Source organism: Lactobacillus sp. ESL0701, assembly GCF_029433445.1.
GTDB lineage: Bacteria > Bacillota > Bacilli > Lactobacillales > Lactobacillaceae > Lactobacillus.
Map to the genome: position 1 here is coordinate 71,721 of NZ_JAQTIC010000003.1, position 25,332 is coordinate 97,052.

24 protein-coding genes, 1 tRNA gene and 1 other annotated feature are annotated in these 25,332 nt (G+C 37.3%); of the genes, 17 read left to right on the plus strand and 8 right to left on the minus strand.

Annotated features, from left to right (window positions below; translation table 11 throughout):
- The first annotated feature begins 62 nt into the window (after positions 1-62).
- Genes PT281_RS03285 through PT281_RS03295 form a run of 3 tightly spaced genes read left to right on the plus strand, consistent with a single transcriptional unit; the run spans position 63 to position 2,584 of the window.
- A complete protein-coding gene (locus PT281_RS03285; RefSeq protein ID WP_277151990.1) occupies positions 63-1,199 on the plus strand; it encodes a DUF262 domain-containing protein in 1,137 nt (378 codons plus the stop codon).
- Positions 1,200-1,256: 57 nt separating this feature from the next.
- Complete coding sequence (locus PT281_RS03290; RefSeq protein ID WP_277151992.1) at positions 1,257-2,021, plus strand: HNH endonuclease family protein; 765 nt, start codon at positions 1,257-1,259, stop codon at positions 2,019-2,021.
- A gap of 50 nt (positions 2,022-2,071) precedes the next feature.
- Positions 2,072-2,584: a GNAT family N-acetyltransferase gene (locus PT281_RS03295; protein WP_277152249.1), complete on the plus strand. Its 513-nt coding sequence runs from the start codon at positions 2,072-2,074 to the stop codon at positions 2,582-2,584.
- Positions 2,585-2,654: 70 nt separating this feature from the next.
- On the opposite strand, the gene PT281_RS03300 is transcribed toward PT281_RS03295, so the two are convergent.
- Entirely contained in the window at positions 2,655-3,842 is a 1,188-nt protein-coding gene (locus PT281_RS03300; protein WP_277152251.1) for a hypothetical protein, read from the minus strand.
- A 181-nt stretch (positions 3,843-4,023) separates the two neighbouring features.
- On the opposite strand from PT281_RS03300, the gene PT281_RS03305 reads away from it, so the two are divergent.
- The 4 genes from PT281_RS03305 (at position 4,024) to PT281_RS03320 (ending at position 9,800) form a co-directional block, all read left to right on the plus strand.
- Positions 4,024-5,226: an amidohydrolase family protein gene (locus tag PT281_RS03305; protein ID WP_277151994.1), complete on the plus strand. Its 1,203-nt coding sequence runs from the start codon at positions 4,024-4,026 to the stop codon at positions 5,224-5,226.
- A 25-nt stretch (positions 5,227-5,251) separates the two neighbouring features.
- Positions 5,252-6,436, plus strand: coding sequence for an amidohydrolase family protein (locus PT281_RS03310; RefSeq protein WP_277151995.1), 1,185 nt, complete (start codon positions 5,252-5,254; stop codon positions 6,434-6,436).
- Between the two features lie 605 nt (positions 6,437-7,041).
- Positions 7,042-7,281: a binding site (T-box leader), on the plus strand.
- A gap of 44 nt (positions 7,282-7,325) precedes the next feature.
- Complete coding sequence (locus PT281_RS03315; RefSeq protein ID WP_277151997.1) at positions 7,326-8,510, plus strand: amidohydrolase family protein; 1,185 nt, start codon at positions 7,326-7,328, stop codon at positions 8,508-8,510.
- 108 nt (positions 8,511-8,618) lie between these two features.
- Positions 8,619-9,800 (plus strand): amidohydrolase family protein, encoded by a 1,182-nt coding sequence (locus tag PT281_RS03320; RefSeq protein WP_277151998.1) that lies wholly within the window; start codon positions 8,619-8,621, stop codon positions 9,798-9,800.
- A 74-nt stretch (positions 9,801-9,874) separates the two neighbouring features.
- Here the strand turns inward: PT281_RS03320 and PT281_RS03325 are convergent, their stop codons facing one another.
- Positions 9,875-10,885 (minus strand): Abi family protein, encoded by a 1,011-nt coding sequence (locus PT281_RS03325; RefSeq protein WP_277152000.1) that lies wholly within the window; start codon positions 10,883-10,885, stop codon positions 9,875-9,877.
- 323 nt (positions 10,886-11,208) lie between these two features.
- Between PT281_RS03325 and PT281_RS03330 the strand changes: the two genes are divergently transcribed.
- The 6 genes from PT281_RS03330 to PT281_RS03355 all read left to right on the plus strand — a co-directional run bounded on the left by PT281_RS03330 (position 11,209) and on the right by PT281_RS03355 (position 17,337).
- Positions 11,209-12,687, plus strand: coding sequence for an MFS transporter (locus PT281_RS03330; protein WP_277152002.1), 1,479 nt, complete (start codon positions 11,209-11,211; stop codon positions 12,685-12,687).
- A 107-nt stretch (positions 12,688-12,794) separates the two neighbouring features.
- Entirely contained in the window at positions 12,795-13,796 is a 1,002-nt protein-coding gene (locus PT281_RS03335; RefSeq protein WP_277152003.1) for a D-2-hydroxyacid dehydrogenase, read from the plus strand.
- 144 nt (positions 13,797-13,940) lie between these two features.
- Positions 13,941-14,651: a GH25 family lysozyme gene (locus tag PT281_RS03340; RefSeq protein WP_277152005.1), complete on the plus strand. Its 711-nt coding sequence runs from the start codon at positions 13,941-13,943 to the stop codon at positions 14,649-14,651.
- Positions 14,648-15,886: a DEAD/DEAH box helicase gene (locus tag PT281_RS03345; protein WP_277152252.1), complete on the plus strand. Its 1,239-nt coding sequence runs from the start codon at positions 14,648-14,650 to the stop codon at positions 15,884-15,886. The genes PT281_RS03340 and PT281_RS03345 overlap by 4 nt, the downstream gene beginning before the upstream one ends.
- Complete coding sequence (locus PT281_RS03350) at positions 15,883-17,211, plus strand: PTS transporter subunit EIIC (RefSeq protein WP_277152007.1); 1,329 nt, start codon at positions 15,883-15,885, stop codon at positions 17,209-17,211. The genes PT281_RS03345 and PT281_RS03350 overlap by 4 nt, the downstream gene beginning before the upstream one ends.
- Positions 17,212-17,264: 53 nt before the next feature.
- Positions 17,265-17,337, plus strand: a tRNA-Arg gene (locus tag PT281_RS03355).
- Between the two features lie 107 nt (positions 17,338-17,444).
- On the opposite strand, the gene PT281_RS03360 is transcribed toward PT281_RS03355, so the two are convergent.
- Positions 17,445-17,708: a type II toxin-antitoxin system HicB family antitoxin gene (locus PT281_RS03360; RefSeq protein ID WP_277152009.1), complete on the minus strand. Its 264-nt coding sequence runs from the start codon at positions 17,706-17,708 to the stop codon at positions 17,445-17,447.
- A gap of 73 nt (positions 17,709-17,781) precedes the next feature.
- Positions 17,782-18,051: a type II toxin-antitoxin system HicB family antitoxin gene (locus PT281_RS03365; RefSeq protein WP_277152011.1), complete on the minus strand. Its 270-nt coding sequence runs from the start codon at positions 18,049-18,051 to the stop codon at positions 17,782-17,784.
- Between the two features lie 264 nt (positions 18,052-18,315).
- On the opposite strand from PT281_RS03365, the gene PT281_RS03370 reads away from it, so the two are divergent.
- Positions 18,316-18,438 (plus strand): hypothetical protein, encoded by a 123-nt coding sequence (locus tag PT281_RS03370; protein WP_277152013.1) that lies wholly within the window; start codon positions 18,316-18,318, stop codon positions 18,436-18,438.
- Between the two features lie 428 nt (positions 18,439-18,866).
- On the opposite strand, the gene PT281_RS03375 is transcribed toward PT281_RS03370, so the two are convergent.
- Together PT281_RS03375 and PT281_RS03380 are read right to left on the minus strand one after the other, a co-directional pair.
- Positions 18,867-20,774 carry an SHOCT domain-containing protein gene (locus PT281_RS03375; RefSeq protein ID WP_277152015.1) on the minus strand — a complete coding sequence of 636 codons (1,908 nt, stop codon included), beginning with the start codon at positions 20,772-20,774 and terminating at the stop codon, positions 18,867-18,869.
- A gap of 162 nt (positions 20,775-20,936) precedes the next feature.
- Entirely contained in the window at positions 20,937-21,125 is a 189-nt protein-coding gene (locus tag PT281_RS03380; protein ID WP_277152017.1) for a hypothetical protein, read from the minus strand.
- Between the two features lie 98 nt (positions 21,126-21,223).
- Between PT281_RS03380 and wecB the strand changes: the two genes are divergently transcribed.
- Positions 21,224-22,366, plus strand: a complete 1,143-nt coding sequence (gene wecB / locus PT281_RS03385; RefSeq protein WP_277152019.1) for a UDP-N-acetylglucosamine 2-epimerase (non-hydrolyzing) — start codon at positions 21,224-21,226, stop codon at positions 22,364-22,366.
- A gap of 96 nt (positions 22,367-22,462) precedes the next feature.
- On the opposite strand, the gene PT281_RS03390 is transcribed toward wecB, so the two are convergent.
- Complete coding sequence (locus PT281_RS03390) at positions 22,463-22,951, minus strand: GtrA family protein (RefSeq protein WP_277152021.1); 489 nt, start codon at positions 22,949-22,951, stop codon at positions 22,463-22,465.
- A complete protein-coding gene (locus PT281_RS03395) occupies positions 22,944-23,390 on the minus strand; it encodes a flavodoxin (protein WP_277152023.1) in 447 nt (148 codons plus the stop codon). Before PT281_RS03395 ends, PT281_RS03390 begins: the two co-directional genes overlap by 8 nt.
- A 133-nt stretch (positions 23,391-23,523) precedes the next feature.
- On the opposite strand from PT281_RS03395, the gene map reads away from it, so the two are divergent.
- Complete coding sequence (map, locus tag PT281_RS03400) at positions 23,524-24,351, plus strand: type I methionyl aminopeptidase (RefSeq protein ID WP_277152024.1); 828 nt, start codon at positions 23,524-23,526, stop codon at positions 24,349-24,351.
- A gap of 6 nt (positions 24,352-24,357) precedes the next feature.
- On the plus strand, positions 24,358-25,275 hold the full coding sequence (locus tag PT281_RS03405; protein ID WP_277152026.1) for a YihY/virulence factor BrkB family protein: 918 nt from the start codon (positions 24,358-24,360) through the stop codon (positions 25,273-25,275).
- The last annotated feature ends 57 nt before the right edge of the window (positions 25,276-25,332 follow it).

Consider the following 25,332-nt stretch of genomic DNA (forward strand, 5'->3'; position numbering starts at 1 on the left):
AGCTTTTGCTATACAAAATTAATGATATAATTAATTTTAATTATATTTAAGGAGTCTTATTATTGAAAGCTGACACTGCACATTTATTTGATTTTTTATCACAGAACAAAACTATTTTTGAAATTCCTGTTTTTCAGCGAAACTACGAGTGGGACGAAGAACAATGTGAACAGCTTTTTAACGATCTTGTGCTTGCCTCTCAGAACAATCGCGATCATTTTATTGGTACGATTGTTTATGTTTCTGAGACTGGTTCGAATCTAAGTCATCTTAATCGCATTATTGATGGACAGCAGCGACTGACCACCCTAACTTTATTATTAAGGGCAATAGCTAATCAAGATGAGGAGCATTGCCAAGAAATTGAAGAGGAATTTTTATTCAATAAGTATTTAACTGCCAACAATCATTTGAAATTTAAGCCGATTGAGCATGATATTTCTGCTTTCAATGCGGTGATGAATAACAAGTTGATAGAATTTAATGAACCATCTAAGATTATTGAAAATTACCGCTTTTTTGAACAAAAGCTGCAGAATAGCCCAATTAAGATTGCTGAATTATATGAAGCAATGAATCACTTTGAGTTGGTATGGATTGAATTAAATAATAACCAAGTTGAAAATCCGCAAGAAATTTTTGAAAGCTTGAATTCAACCGGGAAGTCTTTATCAGCTTCAGATTTAGTTCGTAACTTTTTGTTAATGGGGTTAGATATTGATGAGCAGCAGCAATTGTATCAAGAATATTGGTTAAAGATTGAAGCACTCTTTTCAACAAAAACTTTTGCAGAATTTTTGCGGCATTATTTGATTATGCAGACACACACTACGGTTAAAAAAGATCGAGTTTATCCTACCTACAAAAACTTCTTTTATGATAAACAGTTAAACGCCGTAAGTGCTTTACGTGAGCTAACTAATTTTGCTAGACTTTACAAGCAATTATTAGAAGCAAATACTGCATTACCAAAATTAAATAAAAGTTTATTACACATTAACATTATGGATAGCAGAGTTTTATATCCATATTTATTGAAATTGCTAGCAGATAAAGAAACTGATTCAGACCAAATTATTGAACTTGTAACAGTACTTGAGAATTATTTGTTTCGGCTTAAGATTTGCAGTCGGCCAACAAATGGTCTAAATAAGATTGTGGCTGCACTTTGTGAAGATGATGATCATTTATTGGAGTGAGAACTAACTTTTTTAAAGAATACTTTTCCAAGTGATAGTGAACTCAAAGCTAGTCTGATGACTACTAATCTATATAAGTTGCGCAATAATATGGCTAAGTTAACTCTGGTAATGTTAGAAGAAAGTCGTACTAAAGAAGTAATTGACTTTGATGATGCGCAAGTTGAGCATATTATGCCGCAGCATTTAACGACTGACTGGCGGTTGCAGGTCACAAATGCGGATCGAGTTAATGAACAATATGGCGGCAGTTTAGGCAATTTAACTTTGACTAAGTATAACCAAGAAATGAGTAATCGGACTTTTTCAGAAAAGAAAGAATTTTACCGTGATTCAAACATTAATTTAACTCGTGAAGTTGCGCAAAGTTATTCTATGTGGGATGAAACAGCGATAACTACTAGAGCTAAAACATTAATTGTGGAATTATTACGTATTTTTCCTGAACCGAAGATTTATAGCGAGAAGCAAACTGAACTGATATTAGCTGGCGAGTATAATATTGCTGATGGAATTAATATTACTGGTAGAAAACCTGCCTCGCTCACTATTAATGGTGTAAGTTATCCAGTAACATCTTGGCGCGCAGCTTTAATTACGCTGCTTAATTATCTTTGGGATGAGGATAGTCGTAATTTAACTCAGATCAAGCAAGAACCAAGTTTACAGAAAAAGTTATTTTCAAGTCTACGTAGCCCATCAGTCTTGAAAAATGGTCTTAAAATTGAAACTAATTATTCAGCTCGTGATATTCTTGCTATTATGACGAAAGTTGCAGAAGTCTCTGGCATTACCGACCAAGTAGGTTATACTATTAAATAGTATTATTTTCTTAGTGAAGGTGACTATTTATTTTAATTTCCAAATCTGCTATTTGTCCTAATCAAGCTTATCGTGAAGCCAAGAGATTATACTTATCAGCATTTCCCAAGTGGGAACGATTTCCATTATGGCAGCTTAATTTGATGGCACTGCATAAGAATGTGCATTTTCAAGCACTCTATGATGATGGTAAATTTTGCGGCATGGCATATTATGCTGTCGGCAGTCAAACTGTTTATCTGCTTTACTTGGCGGTTAATCCTGACTTGCGCGGGCAAGGGTATGGCACGCAGATTTTGCAGCATCTTCAAGTTAAGTTTCCAGATAAGCAGTTGACGCTGGACATTGAGCCAGTGACCAAAATTGCTAAGAATTATTCACAGCGTGTCCGCCGGTTGCACTTTTATGAGCGGAATGGTTTTCATCAGACATCAGCTAGATTAATGGATGCTGATGGTGAATTTCAGATTTTAACAACAGGTAAAAGGCTCAATACTACGTCTGTAGTTGCAACATTAAAGCAGATGAGTTCAGGGTTTTACCATTTCAAAGTTGAATATTAATGGACATAACAAAAACGTCTTTTCACTAATTGTGGAAAGACGTTTTTTAATAAATTGGTGTTATTTAAAATTACAGTAGCTTTAAGAAAATTGACGCAATAATAACTGAAGCAACGGATACAGTTGCGAAGCCGCCAACCAGCATCTTAGGTAAGATTTGGTCAACTAAGACTGCTTCTTCTTCCTTATCTTTAGCAACATTATGACAAATTTCTGTTGTCAGAATATAGTCAGCTGGGAAGCCAAACAGTGAGGTTAATGAACAAGCGAAGGCCATTTCTGGGCTCATGCCGAATGGCTTAGCCAAGATAGCAGATGCGAGGAACATGCCTAATAATCCGAGTAACATTAAGACAATGATTTGAACGAAAACTTTGCCAATAATCTGTGGTGTCGTGATGCTTAATTGTGAAAAGACATAAGCAAGCAGACCATACATTAACCATTGGAAGACATTAGCTTTGTTTAAGGCGCTGTCTTCCAAGAAGCCTAATTGGTGGGCGATAACACCGAAGATTAAACAAACAACGTTAGCGTTCAAGTCAAAATTGAAGGTCGTCTTTAAGAAAGAAGAGAACCAATTAGCTAGTAAAGCAACAAATGCGACCTTAACCAAGATGAAGGCAGCGGTATGGTATTCAGCCGGTAATTTGAAGCCGCCTTTTTTGCCGTTTTCTTTCTTAACTTCTTCAACAGAAACTGGTGCTTGAATATTACCCTTGTGGTATTCACCGGCAACGCGGCGACCTTCACGTTTAAGCATCCAAGCTGTTAATGGATAACCGACAACTGAGTGCATAACAAACATAGCAATTGGCAGTGCGACTAAAGACGTGATGCCAGCGGCTTTTAACCCGTTAGTCATGAGCAGTGCGGAAACAAGTCCACCGGTTAATGGCGGTACAGCAGCGATAACTGTGTGCCAGTCAAAGATTTTAGTACCAATAGTCAAGGTTAACAAGAGTGTTCCTGCAACTCCTAATAAAGAGATGCAAACTGCCTTCCATTGCTGGATTAATTCCTTTAAGTTCATCAGAGTACCAAGGTGAACCAGCAATAATGAAATACAAATGTTAGCGAAGTCAGGACCAAACGATGCCTTGGCAACGACGTTTTTAGGTAAGAAAGTCCAAAAACCGACGGCGAACAGGACAGCCGTAATAAAGACAGATGGTACATAAGCATTAGTTAGTGAGGAAACCCACTCGCCAATCATAATAAACAGCATAACAACTGCGAACGAAATTGATGCATACATTGCTGGACTCATAAATTAATCACTCCTAAAAAATAAATTAAATTTGTATGAGATAGATTATAAAAGAGATTTTGAAATTTCGCAACAACTTTTAGAAAAATAGTGTTGTCAAATATCAAAAATAATCATAGAATATACTCATTAAATTAAAAATAAATAAAAAATAAGTAAGGAGTAGAAGATGACAACTTTATACACGAACTGCAATTTATTCGATGCAGAAACTGAGGAAATGCAAAATAATGCTTGGTTATTAGTAAACGATGAAGGCTTAGTTGGAGCTAGTGGCACAGGCACTGCTCCTGAAGCCGATCAAACAGTAGACTTGCAGGGGCAATATGTCATGCCTGGGTTAATTAATGCTCATACTCATATTATGATGGATCCGATGGATAATCACACAGCTTACTTAACGGAAACTGAAGCGACCGTCAATGCAATTAAAAACTTGAAGACTCTGTTGCGTAACGGTGTCGTGGCAATTCGTGATTGTGGTGCGGTTAGTGATACGGACGTTAAGTTAATGAAGTTAATGCACCAAGGCAGAGTTGAAGGTCCAGAAATTGTCCCTTCTGGTAGACCAATGAGTATTTTGGGCGGTCATGGTGATTTCCCAGAAGGTGACGATGGTAAGGAAGTTTGGGGTCATTTGACTACTTGTGCTGCTGATATGCGCCAAAGCGTGCGAGAAGAATTCAAGCATGGTGCTAAGAATATCAAGGTCATGGCGACTGGTGGTGTTATGTCACCAACTGATCGTGTTGATGATACTGAGTTAACCGCTGAAGAGTTGAACGCCGCAGTTGAAGAAGCTCATTCTAAGCACATGACAGTAGCTTCACATGCCCAAGGCAATCGCGGCATCCAATTGTCGCTTGAAGCTGGTGTTGATTCGATTGAACACGGGATCTACGTTGATGAGCAACAGATGGATTTGATGATTAAGCAAGGTACCTGTCTAGTACCAACCTTGAATGCCTGTCAATGTATCTTTGATGCGCCAAAGGGCTCAATTCCCGATTACATGATTAAAAAGGATATTGAAGTTAAGGATATTTTCTTTAAGAATATTGGCAAGGCAATCGAGAAGGGTGTCAGAATTGTTGTTGGTACTGATGCCGGCACTCCGTTTAACCGCTTTGATAATGGGACAACTACAGAAATGGAATTGCTAGTTGAAGCTGGTGAAACACCTTTGCAAGCTTTACTTGGTGCAACTAAGTATGCCGCAGAATTGATTCAACTTAGTGAAGATTATGGTACTTTGACTGCCGGCAAGAAGGCTGATTTCCTTGTTTTGAAGGATAATCCACTGGTTGATATTAAGGCAGTTGCTCAAGAAGATAAGCAAGTTTATCAAAATGGTAAGTTAGTAGAATATTAAAAATAATTTTTAGGAGGTCTTTTAAATGACTAAAACTGCATATACTAATATGAATCTTTATGATGGTGAACAAGAAAAAGTTACTGCTGGTAGTTATTTGGTTGTCGATGATGAAACCGGTAAGATTACAGCAATTGGGACAGGAGCTACTCCTACTGCCGACAAGACAGTTGATCTAGCTGGTAAATACGTCATGCCGGGGTTAATTAACTGTCACGACCACATGATTATGGATCCAGATGACCCAACTGGTGGAACGGCAACTGATGTTGTCCGGACGACTGTTAATTCTGTCAAAAACTTGCACACGATGCTGAAATCCGGCGTTACTTACGTTCGTGAATGTGGTTCAACTTATGACGTCGATATTACAATTGCTCGCATGATTGATGAGGGTAAAATTACCAAGGTACCAGAGGTTATGCCATCTGGTCGACCATATTCAATGACTGGCGGTCATGGCGACATGCCAAACTTTGGTCACTTAGTTGATTCACCAGACGAAATGCGTAAGGCGGTTCGCCAAGGATTGAAGAAGGGTGCTAAGTCAATTAAGGTCATGGCCACCGGTGGTGTTATGACTAAGAACGACTTTATGACCGATCCACAATTGAGTGTCGCTGAAATTCATGCCGCAGTTGAAGAAGCTCACCACAAGGGTTTGATTGTTGCTGCCCATGCCGAAGGTAATCCAGGTATTATGAATGCGATTAAGGCTGGCGTTGATTCAATTGAGCATGGTTTTTACGTTAACGATGAAGAAATTGACCTGATGCTCAAGCAGGGAACTTACTTAACACCAACAGTTGTTGCTGACTGGGCCTTTCCAACTTACGCTGAGGGTAAGGTTCCTGATTGGGAAATCAAGAAGGCTAGCGATGCACTTGGTGACTTGCGTAAAAATATTACTCATGCCAAAGATCGCGGCGTTAAGATTACGTTGGGTACTGATGCCGGAACGCCATTTAATGACTTTTCAATGACGCCAGTTGAATTGCAACTGTTGGCAGAACAAGGCTTCACTAACTATGAAGCCTTGAGAACCAGTGTCCATTCTGCACAATTGATGAAGATTGAAGATGAATATGGCACTTTGGCAGAGGGGAAGTACGCTGACTTCTTGGTACTCGATGGCAATCCACTGGAGGACATTAAGGCCGTTGCCCAAGAAGACAAGGCTGTTTACAAGAAGGGCCAACGTGCATATTAAGCTTAATTAAGTAAAAACGTCTTCTTACTATAATGTAAAAAGACGTTTTTTATGGCTTGAAGTTTTTGAGACAGATATTTATATCAATCTATACATAAATTGTGAGTTAGCGTAAAAAATACATCACGGCTAAATCACAAGTTATCATTAAATTTGCAGCTGTTGATAACTTAAGATTAATTGGGTAATCTGTCTCAGAATGAAAAAATGAATTAAACAAAATAGACACCAGCCACTAAAGCAGATGTTTATTATTTTTGTTATAATAAAAATGGTACATGAGAAATCATGTACCCTATGGTTATCATGAAAGGAAGTCTTATTTTGACAAACCTTTTGGTGTTTGGCACTGGCTATGGGGTACACTGGCATGTACCTCGGAACGCAGTGCCTAAAAGTTCAATCTCATAGCTTCGTTTCACTATCATTATTAATATCTTCATTGATATGATAACACGGATTGAGCAACTATGGAAGTAGCTAGACCTAGTGTGGTTTAGCTACTTTTTGTATATAAAAAATTAAGTTGGCGATTAAATTCCCCTTCAGCTTTTTGCAATTTTAGGTTGACATGATTAAATCATGATGATAAATTAATTATAAATAAGAACATCTTGAGAAGCAGAGTAGCTATTTGCGTGTCTTTAAAGCGAGACGACATTATGATGAAAGTTGTTAGGCTAGTGATAGTGAACATGGGCTTTGAATTGGTGACTACTGGTGATATTTAGCCAGCAGCGGTGCTGCAGCCGTTATCAATGCAAGCTATTGTCAGATAGCTAGTGAGGTTTGTCGTGTAAATGGCAAACAAATTAAAGGTGGTAACACGAGCACTCGTCCTTGAATTAGGACGGGTGCTTTTTTAATTGCCAAAATAGGAGGCATTTTGATGAGTAAGACAATTTTTACCAATATTAATTTATTTAATGGCAAAGATAATGAAATTAAGGCAGGCAGTTACTTGTTGGTCGATAACCAAACGGGCAAAATTATCCAAGTGGGTTCTGGTGAGCTGCCACAAGCTGATAAGACAGTTGATTTGGGCGGCAAGTATGTTATGCCGGGATTAATGAATTGTCATACGCATATTTTTATGGATCCGACAACTCCTGATGGTGGTTCAAGTGCTGGGGTTGTTCCCTCAACTGTCCGTGCCGTCCAGCATTTGCATGATTTGTTAAAATCTGGCGTTACTTATATTCGTGAATGCGGCAGTACTTATAATATCGATATTGAATTAGATAAATTAATTAGGGCAGGTAAGTTAAGTCGGGTACCCGAAATTATGCCTGCAGGTCATCCTTTTTCAATGACTGGCGGTCATGGTGACATGCCGAACTTTGGTCGTTTGGTTGATTCACCTGATGAAATGCGCAAGGCCGTTCGTCAGGGAATTAAAGAAGGGGCAAAAGCAATTAAGATTATGGCAACTGGTGGTGTCATGACTGAAAGTGATGCACTAGACCAGCCGCAATTAAGTGAAGCAGAAATGCATGTGGCAGTTGAGGAAGCACACCACAAGGGCTTGATTGTTGCGGCACACGCTGAAGGTAATCCGGGAATTTTGAATGCGATTAAAGCTGGCGTGGATTCGATTGAGCATGGTTTTTATGTTAATGATGAAGAAATTGAATTGATGCTAGAAAAAGGAACATACTTAACGCCAACAATTGTTGGTGCATGGGCCTTTATTGCATATGCTCCTGGTAAGATTCCTGACTGGGAAATGGCTAAAATTTCTGCCGCTTGGAAAGATCTGCGGGGCAATATTACTAAGGCCAAAAATGCTGGCGTTAAGATTACATTAGGCACAGATGCCGGAACGCCGTTCAATGACTTCACGATGACACCGCAAGAGTTGCCGCTGTTAGTTGAGCAAGGGTTTACCAACTTTGAAGCTTTGCAAACAAGCCTCAATGATGCTAAGTTGATGAAGATTGACAATGAATATGGCACGTTAGAAGCTGATAAGTATGCGGACTTCTTGGTTTTAGATGAAAATCCATTGGCTGACATCACCGTAGTTGTTCAAGAAGATAAGGCTGTTTATAAGAAGGGTCAACGTGCATATTAAATTTTAAAAAACGTCTTTTTCTAAAAAAGGCGTTTTTTATGTTGGAGTTGTTCTCATACTTAAAAGGGAATAAAATATACGTATTTAATAAAGAAAAAGGAGAACAGCATGAAGGTTCTATACCAAAATTTAAATTTATTCGATGGTGAGCAAGATAGCATTCAAGCAAATTCTTGGCTGGAAGTTGATGAGCAAACTGGTAAAATTGTGGCTTTGGGCAGTGGCGACGCACCACAAGCTGATAAAGTAGTCGATTTACAGGGTAAGTATGTTATGCCGGGATTGATTAATTGTCATGACCACATGGTGATGGATCCAACTGACCCACGTGGGGTAACTGACTTTAACGTGGTGGAAACGACGGTTGATTCTGTTAAGCATTTACATGAAATGCTTAAGTCTGGAGTTACATACGTGCGTGAATGCGGCTCAACTTTTGACATTGATCTAACAATTGCACAGATGATTAATGAAGGAAAAATTACAGATGTGCCTGACGTGATGCCATCAGGACGCCCGTATTCAATGACTGGCGGTCACGGGGATATTCCTAATTTTGGCTATGTTGTTGATTCACCAGATGAGATGCGCAAGGCAGTTCGTCAAGGCTTAAAGCGCGGTGCAAAAGTAATCAAGGTGATGACCACTGGTGGGATTATGACCGAGCGTGACTTTATGGATGATCCGCAACTTAGTGTTGCTGAAATTAAGGCAGCGGTTGACGAGGCACATCATAAAGGGATTACGGTTGCGGCTCATGCGGAAGGAATTGCTGGCATTATGAACGCGATTGAAGCTGGCGTCGATTCGATTGAACACGGCTTTTACGTTAATGATGAAGCCATTGATCTAATGTTAGAAAAGGGAACTTACTTAACACCAACAATTATTGCGGCATGGGCCTTTCCTGAATATGCAGCTGGGATTGCACCAGATTGGGAAATGAACAAGGCAAAGAAGGCGTTAGCTGATTTATGCCAAAATATTGCTCATGCCAAGGATCGCGGTGTCAAAATCACATTGGGAACAGATGCTGGGACCACCTTTAACGACTTTTCGAAGACTCCCGTCGAATTGCAACTGTTGGTTGACGATGGTTTTAGTACTTTTGAAGCTTTACAAACCAGTGTAAATTCAGCCAAGTTGATGCAAATTGATGATGAATACGGCACGTTAGCAGCTGGCAAATACGCCGACTTTTTGGTTTTGGATAATGATCCGTTAGCAGATATTAAGGCAGTTGCCCAAGAAGATAAGGCTGTTTATAAGAAGGGCCATCGGGCATATTAAATTTAATTAAGGCATATAAAAATCCTGTTAATGTGTATTAACAGGATTTTTTGTTTAAAGTTTAGTTGTATTATTTAATAGCCAGATAGGTTGTTTTGGGATTGTTTAAATAACTTGTTAATGGCTTCTTTAGATGTAAAGCCATAATAATTGGCAGTAGTTGTGTTATCAATTAATTTAAAAATGGCTTTTTTAAGATCTGAAAATATATATTTGTTATTGATTTTACCCATGAGTTTGACGATGATACAAATTTGCATTGCAAGAGAATTTGTATAATTGCCATCTGGTAAGCGAAATAAAATATCCATATCTTTTTCAGAATCAAATTTAAACTCTTGAGGAACTTTGGCACGAGTACGTAATTTGAAGTCTGCTAATAAACCATTATGGCAACAAATGTTTCTAATTAAGTTGATACTTTCTAGCCAGCTTACTAATTCATCTGTTTTACAACCAAAATAATTAGAAATTTCTTTTCTATTTGTCTTAGACATTAATTTATAAATATGAATTGTTTCGCCAAGTGTTAGTTCATTCATTAATAACCAAATAGGTGGATATACTCGTTCAGTATTTTCAACAAAGTCTTTCATATCATATGAATTAGATTTTTTAACTTTATATTGAATTTTACTTACAAAATTAGATTGCTCTTTTTCAATAGCAAATTTATCCATTAGATGATTGTTAAGAAATTTATTTCTAGAATTTCGCTGACACCACAACCTAAATGGTAAGTAGCCATATTCACCATATTTTGTACCAATAGTGTTAGCAATACGAGTATTTAAAGTGGTTTCAATATCTTCAATCGCATGTAAAACAGCTTGTCTAAGATGTTTATCACGATAGTATCTTGCTACTAACTCATCAAAAGAAAGATTATTATACTGTTTAGTTGAAGTGTCTAAATATGGTTTAGCATAGTTTTTAAGATTATAGTAACCAATAGTACTAATAGTCTTTAATTGCTGATTTAACTTAGTTGAATCCAGATGTGCATTTAAAGAAATATTATTGATTCCTCGAAGTTTAAATAGTGAGAGTTGATCAATGTATCTAAGGGAAATTTTATTTTTCATAATTGTGTATAAAAAAACCTTCGCGATGGGACGTGTCCGTTAAGCGAAGGGATAGATCTTTCATTAATAATTTAACGGATAATGTATTCAAAGTCAATAATTTATTCTGCTCAATAATAAAAATATTATACAATACTAGAATAGAAATTACAGTATCTTAGTTAATAAGAAAAAATGATATTTAAAACTCGAGAATCTTGCTTTGATTTGGTAAATTCTCTTGCTTTTTTAGCAGATAGTTTCATAATTGTAACAAGAAAAATAAGTTCCTATCACTGTGCAGTGATAGGAATTTTTGTGTGATTTAAATTTGAGGAGTAATGATGACTAAGAAGCAGATTAAGTATGTCACGCTGGCATTAATGCTAGGTAACATTATGTCGGGATTGGATGGGACAGTAATCAATACCGCGATTCCGGCAATTGTCGCGGCACTACATGGTATTCAATTTATGGGGTGGATTGTTGCCATCTTTTTACTGGGGATGTCGATTTCGATTCCCTTGTGGACAAAAATCGGTGAGAAAATTACTAACAAATTAGCTTTTGAGTTATCATTGGTTTTGTTTATTATTGGTTCAATTTTTGAAGGATTAGCACCAAATATTTTTTTCTTTTTGGCTGCTCGGCTAGTAATGGGGATTGGCGCCGGTGGAATGGGGTCGCTGCCGTATATTATTGTTGGTTATATTTATCCTAATATTAAAACGCGGACACGAATTTTGGGTTATTTAACTGCAAGTTTTAATGTGGCAGCGATTATGGGACCATTAGTTGGCGGCACCATTATCGATACGATGTCGTGGCACTGGGTCTTTTACCTTAACGTGCCAATTGGTATTATTGCGGTTATCTTGAGCATATTTTATTTCAAGCCGATAACGCCAAAATCGACACGCAAGTTTGATTTTTCCGGCGCGTTATTACTAGCAGTTGGTTTATTGACATTTTTAATGGGCATCCAGCTGCTGGGGTTGACCAGTAATTTAGTTGTCGCGTTACTAATTACGATTAGTCTGATTTTTATTGGTGGCTTTTTGTGGCGAGAAAAGCGGGCGACTAATCCAATTATTCCGCTTTCAATTTTCAAAAATAAGGCGTTAAATGGTGACTTTTTGCTCTTTGCATTCACTTGGGGAGCTTATTTAGCAGTTAATACTTACTTGCCAATGTGGGCTCAAGCACTCTTGGGGACTACGGCGCTAGTTGGTGGGGTAACCTTAGTTCCCAATTCAATTGTTGATATTACTGCCTCACAGAGTGTTTCTTTTATTAGTGATCGGGTGCGCACCTTTATGTTAGTTTTAATTGGTATTTTAGGGATGACCATTTCAGTAGGTGGGGTATTTTTAGCGGATTTACAAACACCTTTGCAGTGGTTAACTTTTGTTTGTGCTTTTTCGGGGATTGGCGTTGGCTTTATCTTTGTGGCACTGCAAGTCAAAGTGCAAGTAGATGCCGGCATGGCTAATATGGCAACAGCCACATCAACATCATATTTAATTAGGATTTTGGCACAAACGGTAATGTCAGCCGTATATGGCGTAATTATGAACATGGCACTAGCACGCGGCGTAAAACAACATCTAGGAATTACCATGCATATGATGAATGAGTTAAGTGATGCGCAAACGGCAAAACATTTACCAGCAAAGTTATTGCCGACAATGCGGATGATTTTTCATAATGGTATTAAGGAAATTATGTTGGTGTCGCTGTTATTACTGGTAGTGGCTTTTGGGCTCAACTTTTACTTTAACTGGCATACTGACGTGAACAAGCCAGTTGAAGTTGATAAATAAAAAATCTAATATAATTTTAAATAAATTCTAAAATAATCTTTAAATCTTTGCAGATATTAGTTAAAATATAAGCAAAGATTTTTTGGTTTAAAGGAGGATTTATCCTAATGAAAGTTTTACTATACAATATGACACCTGAACAAATGGTTTATGTTGACAAATGGCGTAAAAATCACCCTGAAGATGACTTAGAAACAAGTGAGGACATTTTGGATGCATCAACGGTTGATCTAGCTAAGGGGTTTGACTGTGTTAGCATGATGCAAGTTGAGGACATAGACCAAGAAGAGGTCTATAAAAAGTTAGCTTCCTTTGGGATTAAGCAGTTAGCTTTGCGGTCAGTTGGCTACAATATTATTAATTGGGATTATGTTCATAAATATGACCTATTTGTTACCAACACTCCAGCATATTCACCGCGAGCTGTTGCGGAAAACACGCTGACTTCAGCCATGTACTTATTGCGTAACTGGGGGCAAATCTTGCACAATGAAAAGCATGATTTAAACTTTGTCCGTGAAGAAAATCTGATGAGTGATGAAATTTATAATAAGACTGTCGGGATTATTGGTGTGGGTCGAATTGGTTCAGCAGTTGCGGAAATCTTTAGTGCCTTGGGTGCTAGAGTTATTGGTAATGACTTGATTGAAAATCCTGCCAACGAAGCCTTCTTGGAATATACGGATTTTGATACAGTTATTAAGGAATCTGACATTTTAACTTTGCATACGCCACTTGATCCATCAATTGTGGATATGATTAACGCCAAGCAATTTAAGCAAATGAAAGATACGGCAATTATTATTAATGATGCCCGGGGTCCGCTAGTTAATACCGAAGACTTAGTAGCTGCTTTGAAGAATCATGAAATTGCTGGTGCTGCTTTGGACGTTTTGACAGAAGAAAATGATTTCTTCATGAAGAAATTTGATGACCTTTCCGAATTACCAAAGACTTACCAGGAATTAGCGAAGATGCCAAATGTTATAATTACACCACATTCTGCTTACTACACGAAGACGTCAGTTAAGAATATGATTGAGCATAGTATGACTGATATTAAGCGTGTGTTAAATGGTCAAAAGCCAGTTTACCTTGTTGAAATGTAGTCGTGAATTCTAAACTAGCTAAGCGATTAACTTTTTTAAGTTAATCGCTTATTTTTGCGGTAAAATTATCAAAATTCGGTTTATTCGCTTATAATGAAAGTATTGGTATAATTGATGGCGTTGATATAAATGATGGAGAATTAGATGAAACGATTTCATCATAAGTACACACTACCGGCAATTTTGCTTATGTTGGCAATTGCGCTCGCGCTCTTATTTAATGGGCTAGTTAATTTGAAAAAGCAAACGACGCTGCCGCCGGATGCTAATTCAAGTGCAATTGGCGTGGAATTAAATCAAGATTATGGCTATGTTTCAATGCATGAATTGCAGGCAAACGGAATCTCCTTTGTCTACTTACGCAGTACACAGGGACGGTCATATTTTGATGACGATTATCTAGCTTATCGCGATCAAATTTTAGGAACTAAGCTGGCGTTTGGCACGAGTGTAGCGTATAGTGATGAGTCGACACCCCAGCAGCATTATACTTATTTTATGAAAAAAGTAGGGTCTAACACGGGTAGTTTACCAATTATGGTGATACCAGCAGTAAGTGAACGCCGACTAGAGTATATTAAGCAGATGGCGCAGTTTACAAATATGCTGGTAAATACTGGTAAACGTGTGATGGTTGACCTGCCGGTTAAGTATAAAAAGTATTTTCCAGCTGGTGTTTTATTTATTACAGCCAGCAAACGTGAGCCGAACAAACTCCAATATGCCTTTTGGCAATACACGACTAACGGCCGGGTTAAAAATGTCCGTGAGTTAGAAGATGGTGGGGTTGTCATGCTGGCATATAACGGCACAGTAACACAGTATAAACAGAAATATGGGCAGTTAACACAATAATGAAACAAGAAATTGAAGCAGTTTTAACTAAACTAGGCTTAAAACAGCCGACGTTAATTCAACAAGAAACACGTGACGCGATTTTAAATGGGGCTAGTCTGGTAGCACTTGCTAAAACAGGAACGGGCAAGACGCTAGCTTATGCATTGCCAGCTTTGGAACGTGTCAAGAAGGGTATGCCCAATAGTTTAATAATCATTGCACCAACAACTGAACTGGCGGTGCAGATTCGGCACGCAATTAATCCTTTTATTCATGCCTTAGGCTTGAAGGGTGTTAGTTTAGTTGGTGCTGGTAATCGTCAGCGGCAGGAAGATAATTTAAAGAAGAAGCACCCAGAAGTTGTTGTCGCTACTCCAGGACGCTTTTTTGACTTCTTTTCCAGTAATCGCATTAAAATAGAGCAAATTAAGACGTTGGTTATTGATGAAGCCGATGATATTTTAGAATTCAGCAAGATGGAACTACTTAGTTCTTTAGGACAAAACCTGTCTTCTGACGCGCAAATTCTGTTGTTTGGTGCGACAGAATCGGAAATTACGCAAAAGGCCGAAGAAATTTTCGGGCGCGTATTTTTACTAGTTGATGTACGCTCGCAGCAGACAACAACTGTTAAGAATTATTTCTTGCAGATTGATAATACTCATAAGATTGACTTTGTGCAGCGGTTGACGCGGTTGGATCATTTTAAAGGAATTTTGTTCTTTGATTCCAACCAAACAATGATGCGGTTTGCGGGGATTTTTGCGCATACTAAGACTAAATTTACCCTGCTGGCAAATGAATTTGGCAAGGAAAAGTGCGAGCAGGCACTCCATGATCTGAAGGTCGGGAAAACCAAATTGCTGCTGGCAACGGATTTGGCAGCTCGCGGACTGGACATTCCCGGTGTGACTTACGTCATTAACTTTGATATTCCGAGCGAAGTTAACACTTATTTGCATCGTGCTGGTCGAACAGGTCGAATGGGAGCAAATGGTTATGTGGTAACGCTTGGCGATGACCATGATTTTCGTGATTTAAAGAAATTGCTTGGTGATAGTGCGACTTTAGAACGGGTTTACTTTGCTGGATACAGATTGGTAACCAAATTACCGCGTAAGAAGAAGGCTAAAAAAGCAGTTACTGAGGAAAAAGTGGTATCGGCGCCAAGCAAAAAGAAGAAACATAAGAAGCAGAAGAATAAAAATAAGGGTTATCACCCACACTATTTGAAGCAAAAGGGGGAACAATGAGTCGATTAGTAGCTTGGCTGGAAGATTATGTATTGCCAATAGCCAATAAAATTGGTCAAGTGGGCTGGCTGGTAGCGTTGCGGGATGCATTTGTTTCTGTCATGCCAATTACGATTGCTGGTTCGGCTGCTGTATTGATTAAAAGTTTGATTGCAGCAGCGAAGACCAACTTAGGTTGGACAACTTTTGCCTGGACAATGCAGCCCATGGTCTTAATTTGTAATGTGGTGTGGCGTGGCACTTTTGCCTTGTTCGCGCTCTTTTTGGCATTATCACTTGGCTATCACTTTGCTAAAAGCTTGGAGGTTGACTCGCTTGCTGGCGCGTTAGTTGCACTTTCGTCATTAGCCATGAGTATTGCTAATTTGACGAAAATTCAGGTTGCTGGTCATGACGTTATCATGAACCAAGTGTTTAACATTGAGCAATTTTCAACTACCGGGATTTTTACCGCAATTTTGTTTGGGACGATTGGTGTTTTGATTTATGCTTTCTGTGTTAAGGCACGAATAATGATTCATCTTTCAGCTAATCTACCTTATGCAGAGCAAAGAGCCTTTGACTCATTAGTACCAGCAACAATTGCAATTTTTGTTGTTGGGGCAATTAATTTTATTTTTCAAGTAGTAACTGGTACATACTTTGGCAATTGGCTCTTGCACACAATTCAATGGCCGTTAGTCAAGATGGGGCAGGGCTTCGGGATGGTGATGCTCGTGACGCTGCTTGTTCAAATCTTCTGGTTCTTTGGTATTAACGGGTTAAGCGTGATGGCGCCCATCTTGGATTCAATCTGGATGACAGCACAAAATATGAATATTACGGCCGTGCGTAATGGTAAGCCAGCACCAATGTTGTGGGTACGAGGATCATTTGATGTGTTTGCCTGGTTTGGTGGTGCTGGTGGAACATTGATGTTGATTGTTGCAATCTTGCTCTTTTCTAAACGCAGCGATTATCGAACAATTGCCAAAGTCGCCTTGGCACCAGCTATCTTTAACATTAATGAGCCAGTTGTCTTAGGACTACCAGTTGTTCTTAATCCTGTATACTTCATTCCATTTATTGTGGCACCGTTAGTTAATGTTGCTTTCTCATATTGGGTGAGCATGATGGGATTGGTTAATCCTGTTCAAGCTGCGGTGCCGGGAATTTTGCCGCCGATTATTGGCCCGTTCTTGGCTTGCAACTACGACTGGCGTGCCATCGTCTTGTGTGTTGTTAATATGTTGATCGCCTTGGCAATCTGGACACCGTTTGTCTTTGCGGCAGACAAATTGGCTGATGCTAATGGTCCGCGTCCATATTATACGAGGCAATATTAATTACTAAAAAAATTGGCTTTTATCACGTAAATTTGGTAAAGTTAATTTGTTATGACTCCGTAGTTCATCTGGATAGAACAATGGTCTCCTAAACCGTAGAGGTGAGTTCGAATCTCACCGGGGTCATTGAAATCTGAATAATTTTAAGAATATAGTAAAACCCAGAAGTTAGTTGTTCTAGCTTCTGGGTTTCATTATTATCTCTAGAAGATTTTGGTTAGTCTGTTAATAACCTATTTTTTAACGTTAATTGATATCACTCTTGTAATAGCGTTTTTAGCTTCATGAGGAATTACAACCTTATCAAGTGGTATAGCTTCAGGATAATTAGTAGTATGGGCTAGCATGCAGTAGATTAAGTCGCGCGCCATATAAATAGCATTATCTAAATCAGTTCCTTGAGTAGCTAAGCCATTTTTACCTAAGTCTGGCACTGAAACATTATAGCCGTTTTCAGCTGGCCAAATAATTACTGGATAAGTTAATAAATTCTGCATATTATACATCCCTTCTTAACTTTATGTGTTTAGTTTGATGATTTTTTGCCAAATACTTAGGTGCGATTTTAGGTTACTTGTCTTGTAACCATTTTTCCATGTCAACAGTGACATACACTATGCTTTCATTAGGCTCTAATTCCCAATTCTTTGGATCTTGAGGTTTAGGGTATTCTTCACCCTCAATCATAGTGGCAATGGCATCTTCTGTCCAATACACTGCATCTTCGAAAGTGTCTCCTTGAGTGACCATACCTTTTATATTTGGCGAACTTACACAAAAATAATGACCGTCTTCATCAGTTACTTCAGTAATAATTACTGGATAAGTTAATTTCTTCATATCTATTATCCTTTCCTAGTAATTATATACAATAAACGTGTATAATGATTAAATAATAATTCCTTAATAGTATGTGAGAGTTCTAGGAATGATGAGGAAAATAAGCAAGTGAAAATATACAAATATCATTATCAAAATAAAAAAGGTAATATCATTATCAATACAATAATTGATTTAAGACCTAAAAAATTAGTTTTAGCCGGGTTAATGATTGTAGTAATTGCAGGAGTAATAAAATTACTAAAATAACTAGAGCAAAGAAAAATGAAAAGTAAAAATATGAAAAAACAAAAAGATAAAGCATCGGCCTTAGACATAGCTGCAGTAATTGCATCAATTATTTCAGCAGTTATTGCAATTCTTTTGTACTTTGGCATTAAGCCTTAACTAAAGAAAGTCATTAAACATATAAAATTTAATAAAGGAGAAAATAATGAGTAAATGTACGGCTCAAATAATAATAATCGTTTGTTCAATAATAACAATAATCTTCAAACTGTTACCATAAAGTTTTTATATATTAGAAAGGTATTTTTGAAGATTGACTAAAAAAGAAAAGAAATATTATAGATCTGCTGTTATAGCGATTGTATTGGCAATCATATTAGATATAATTAGAAAGATAATCGCAAATGGCTAATTGATTAAATAAAATATTTAAGAATTACAGAGTATTGCATCAGGTAGAATACCGCTTATTAAGCTTTAACTTCACTTGCTTATGCCTGATAGAGCACGGGAGTTATTAAAATGTAGGTAAACAAAATTTGAACTAAAAGACCTAGCTGAATTAACAGCTAGGTCTAATTTTTTATTTAAAGATCTAATAATTGTTTCTTTTTAGCATCAAAATCTTCTTTGGTAATAATATCAGCTTCTAATAATGCTTTATAGTTTATTAGTTCTTTCATGATGTCGTTAGTTTGTTTCTTTTTTTGCTTTTTTTCTATTTCATAATCCTGCCAAGTATCAAGAATGGCAATTACTTGTTCTAATTGAGAATATGCGCTATCAACACGAGCACTGGTCATCTCACTTTTGATAATTACAAATTTAATTTCAAATTCGCTATTATCAGTTAAAGTAATAGTTAAGCCGAGGTGATCGAGGTATTCTTTTGTTTCAGATGTGGTTTTTCCCATTGGAATATTGTTGACAAAATATTCTGTGACAAAATGTTTTTCAGTTTCAGTATGTTTTTTCTCATTAATGTGATATGAAGCAATTTCACTAGCATCGACTAATCTTTCAGGAAATAGCAGTGTTTTGTCAATATAGATTTTTTTGGCATCAATATTAAAGTAATAATGGGAATAGCGGGTGGATTTCTTTTTAAAAGCTGCTATATATTGGTCTTTTTCTCCTTTCTGGATTTGTACTTCTAAAGAAATATCTGTGAAATCTTCACCCTTATCAATGTATTCCTTTAAGTCATTAATTGTATGGGAGGCTGTCCAATCACCCATATTTTTTGCTGATTCAGCGTACTTATATTTAGTCATACAATCTTGACAAATATAAGTAGAACCTTTTAATTTTAAAAATTTGTCGCTGTAATAAAGACCTTGACCACAGAGAGCACATTGTGCATCATTTTGTTCAGTTAGAATATCATAATCAATTTTGCTTGATGTACGAGCACCGCAAACAAAGAAGATAGCCAAGAGTGCCACAATAATTCTGATAAAAATGTTTATAAACGACGCTGTCAAGCACGCTGTAAAAGCCATTATAATAAGCAGCCATATTTCAGTTCGCTTGTACCATGGTTTGTGAAACTGGCTGTCATAAACCGGCGGTGTTGATAGGTTATTACCAGTAGCCAAAATAATATCAGTGAAATCTTGACCCTTGTCAAGATATTTTTTTAAATCTTCGACAGTATGAGAAGCTGCCCAAGCCCGAGCTTTACTAATAGGAGTAAACTTATATTTGAGCATGCAATTTTTACAAATATAAGTTGAATACATAAATTTCAAAAAGCGAGTTTCGTTGTCAAGATATTGACCACAGAGTGCACACCGTGAATGATTCTTTTTCCAAATTTCTTCGTTATTATTCTTATCTGATAAAAAAAGTATACCAACTCCAAATATTAAACAAAGAGATGCAAAAATTTTTATAGAAAAAATTGCTGAAGTTTCAAGTAAGTAAAATATCAAAGCTATTAAAATAAGTAACCAAACCCAAAAGCGTTCATACCAGTGTTTAGGCGATCCTTTCTTGGGTTTGGCGTACTTCTTGATTTCTAAAACAATATCTGCGAAATCTTGGCCTTTATCAAGATGTTTTTTAAAATCGTCAATTGTATGATACTTGACCCAAGTAATAGCCGTATTACTTATCGGGAATTTATATTTGTGCATACAAGCTTTACAAATATATGCTGAATTTTTAAATTTTACATGAAGTTGATAATAGCAAATATTTTTACCACAAAAGGCGCATTGTGCGATTGGCACAAGTAGTGGGTATTTTACAGTAGTTATAATATTTATTTTTTCTGTGTTTTCGGGTTGCTTTTTTGGAAGTTGGTCTTTGACGTGGTTATGTGCTAGATAATATCCTAAAAGATAAAAGGCTAGGCAGAATAGTAATGAAACTTTTTCAAAAATACTAGATGTAGTAGTTAAATACAATATAGAAATTATAATAATTAGCCAAACCCAAAAGTGTTTGTACCAGGGTTTGGGATTTTTATGCTTATGTTTTTTTAATGTCATATTTTAAAAGCCCTTTTTAGCGTTAGTATTATCAAAATCTAATTAAACCTGAAATTATTGTACTACTTTTATTAATAGCTTTATATATTTAATTATATGGTTGATTTCAAAATAATTGAATTTGATATGCAAGAGCTTTTAAAAATAAACATTACAAATAGGCTAAGCCAACGGATTTTTAATAATCTGTACTGCTAAAAAAGCAACAATTAACAGACAAATAATCCCAATTATGAGTAAAATTCGTTTAGTTTTTTGACTTTGCTTCTTATCAAAGCTGTAAACTAGGCTAAAACTGGCAAAAACGATTAATAGACCAGCAATTAATAAAAGAATAAAACTGTGATTCATTTAAACGACACCTTTTCTAAATTCTGTCTTAATTAAACCATACGAGCTTGTTTTTCGCCTGTTAAATCGGGTATGATTATATCAAGACGGAGGCTTTTATGACGAAAATTAAGGTAATGACGGTTTTTGGCACTAGACCTGAAGCAATTAAAATGGCACCACTTGTATTGAAACTGCAGGCTGATAAGCGTTTTGACGAGGTAACGGTGGTTAGTGCGCAGCACCGTGAAATGCTCGATCAAGTTCTAGAAATTTTTAAAATCAAACCGGATTACGACTTTGATATTATGAAGCAGAATCAATCACTTGAGGAAATTACGGCCAAGGTAATGATTGACTTAGCCAAAGTGATTAGGAAAGAAAAGCCGGATATTGTGCTGGTACATGGTGATACAACGACCAGTTTTGCGGCTAGTTTAGCTAGTTTTTATGAGCAGAGCACAATCGGGCATGTCGAAGCTGGTTTGCGGACGTGGAACAAGTATTCACCTTATCCTGAAGAAATGAACCGGCAAATGACTGACGATTTAGCTGACTTATACTTTGCGCCAACTGAATTAAGTAAAGCGAATTTGTTAAAAGAAAATCATCGCGCCGACAATATTTTTGTTACGGGCAATACTGCAATAGATGCTCTTAAGCAAACTGTTCAACAAGATTATCACCATGATGTCCTTGATTTAATCAAGCCGGGTCACAAAGTCATCTTGGTAACGATGCACCGCCGTGAAAATCAAGGTGAACCGATGCGGCGGGTGTTTAAGGTGATGAAGCAGGTAGTTGACAGTCATGAAGACGTTGAAATTATCTATCCTGTCCACTTGTCGCCGCGTGTTCAACAAGTTGCCCGTGAAATTTTGGGTAATGATCCACGTATTCATCTGATTGCTCCATTAGATGTGGTCGATTTTCATAATTTAGCCAAACGCAGTTATTTTATTATGACGGATTCTGGTGGCGTGCAAGAAGAAGCCCCTTCACTTAATAAGCCGGTCTTAGTGTTGCGTGATACAACTGAACGCCCTGAAGGGGTTAAGGCTGGTACACTTAAATTAGTGGGAACTGAAGTTGATGCGGTGCGTGAGGCGATGCTTGATTTGCTGGAAAATAAAGCAGCTTATCAAAAAATGGCTAGCGCCAAAAATCCATATGGTGACGGTCATGCTTGCGACCGAATTATGGATGATATTGCATATTATTTTGCAAAACCACAGGGACAAAAGCCAGCAGATTTTGAATAATTATGATTATAAAAAAGCCACAGACTTATTTCTGCGGCTTTTATTGTTTTATTAATTACAAAATAAAAGCCGCAAGAATAAATTTGCGACTTTATTTTATTTGTTATTTTTATGCCTTTGAATTCGCTGTTTAGCTCGTTCAATCAAGGTTGTTTCCTGTGCTTGGAAAACTGACCGTGTTGTTAGATAATTGAAAATTCCTACTAATACTTGGTCAATAATCTTAACTGGCAGGGGACTAAGGTGCAGCCATGAAATACCAACAGACATAATCATCTGGTCAGGAATTAAGCTGATAATTCTGTAAGTGAAAAAAACAATCAACTTATGCCATGTTGAGTGATCTTGGTCAACATTGTTGATAAAGACGGCTTTTTGATTAAAGAAGTAAGAAGCCAAATTAGAAATTACAAATGCGATAATATTAGAAAAGAAAACGGCTCCACCCCACCACTTGTGTAGAGCCATGAAGACAACCGTATTAATTAGTGCGGCGATAAACCCAAAAACCATATAAACGAAAAGATTGCGGTGCCGTTTAACAAATTTTATGGGGTGACGCCATGGATTAATCCTATTAGCCATTTAACCGATCAGCCATTTCTTCTGCTGCCTTATCAATCGCGGCGATAGCATCATCATCTGGTGCATTTTCAATTGTCACTGGTGCAACAGCTTCTTTAGCGCCAACTTGCTTGAACATCTTTTCGAAGTCAAAGACATTTTCACAAAAATGATCATTGTAAGTCTTATCGCCACTGCCCATTACTGCAAAATATTTGCCGCTTAAATCTAATTCTTTTAATTGCTCATAAAAGTCAGCAACATCATCGGTCATCTTGCCTTCACCATAAGTGTAGGTCACGAAGATGCAGAGGTCACTTGTTAAATAGTCGCTAGCATCTGTAAATTCAGCCTCGCTAGTTTCTACATCAAAATCATAATCTTGCAGATCTTCTTCCAAAATATCTGCCATATCTGCATCATTGCCAGTCATACTAGCGTAGACAATCCTTGCCTTCATGCTTTTCATACCTTTCCTATTTAATTCATCATATTATTATACATAATTTAGGCAGATTGATGAAATTCTTTAGTAAACTTTTAAAAAACGCTATAATGTAAACAAAGATGATTTTTAAGAGGAGAGTTTAGTTTTGATTACAATAAAATCCGTTCGAGAACTTAAAGGGATGCAGGCTTCGGGTCGGTTACTGGCATCAATGTTTGAAGGCTTGCGTGATGTGATTAAGCCGGGGATTACGACGTGGGATATTGAGGAATTCTGTCAAGAGTTTGTCAAAAGCCGTGGCGGTCGTCTATCTGAGCAGGGCTTTGAAGGTTATAAGTATGGGACGTGTATTTCGGTAAACGACCAAATTGCCCACGCGACCCCGCGTAAAGATACAATTTTAAACGAAGGCGACCTAGTTAAAGTTGATGTCACTTGCAATCTCAATGGTTATGAAACTGATTCTTGTACCACTTACCCAGTGGGTAAAATTTCGGATGCCGACCGTGATTTGATGGAAACAACCAAGAAGGCAATGTATCTGGGAATTGATCAAGCGGTTTTGGGTAATCGAATTGGTGATATTGGTGCGGTGATCCAACATTTTGTTGAAGACGAACACGGCTACGGCGATGTTAAAGAGTTAGTTGGTCATGGTATCCAACCAAGTATCCATGAAGATCCAGAAGTACCGCATTGGGGCAAGGCTGGTCATGGCTTACGGTTACGTGAAGGCATGACAATCACCGTTGAGCCAATGGTCGAAGCTGGCGGCGACTGGCGCATTGAGCAAAAGACAGTTAGTGATCCTAACGATGATTGGGTTTATTATGCGACACCAGATGGTTCTAAATCGGCGCAGTTTGAACATACTTTTGCCATTACCAAAGATGGTCCCAAGATTTTAACTTTGCAAAAACCTTACGCTGGCTATGAAAAATACCTACCACATTTTGACGAAATGGATGATTAAGGTTGCATGAATAGAAAAAAAGAGGCAGCACCAAATCGTGTTGCCTTATTTTATAAAACACTATCACTCAAATTCTCCCAAGGTGAAGTATTAACTAGTGCAATTGTCATTGCTTATTATGTTTTGTTTTCGATATTTCCATTAATTATTATTATCGGAAATATTTTGCCGTTGTTCCATATAGATACGACGCCAATTGCCAGCTACCTTGATCTGATTTTTCCGGACAAAATTGCTAAATTTATTATGCCGATTATTAATTCGCTGTTAAGACGCAAGTCAACTGGTTATATTTCGTTTGGTGTTATTTTAGCTTTATGGTCAGTTTCATCGTTAGTCAATGCGATTCGGATTGGCATGAATCGCATTTATGGTGTGCGCTCTACGGAGTTAAAGCAGAAGTGGCAGGTAACGGTTTGGACACGGTCAATCACAATATTATTAACTAACTTAATGATTATAATTTTTACTTTGCTGAGTCTAACCTTGATTTTTGGTCAGCAGGTATTGGAATTTTTACGACCGATTTTTTCTTTCTCTGTTGGTGAAATTGAAAAGATTTTTAGCTATCGTTATCCAGTTGTGGGGATTATTTTGCTGGGAACGTTATTTTATTTGAATTACGTTTTGCCTAATATTAAATTGAAAAAACGGGTAATCTGGCCGGGAGTTTTTACAACTTTAATTGGCTGGCTGCTATTATCTTATTTGTTTAGTTTTTATTTGCATCACTTCCATATTAGTTGGGAAAATTATGGCATCATTGGTACCTTTATTATTTTCATGTTATGGCTTAATATTTCTTCAGTTTTATTATTACTTGGTACCTGTGTCAATGCGGCGATTATTTCATTACGTGTTGGTAAAGTACAGTATTCTGCCGGTCATTTAGCAGAATATATCCAAAGAAAACGCCATCATTAAAAATTAGCACAATCGCGCAAAATCTGTTATATTGGATTTCAAAGCATAGATAAAAGA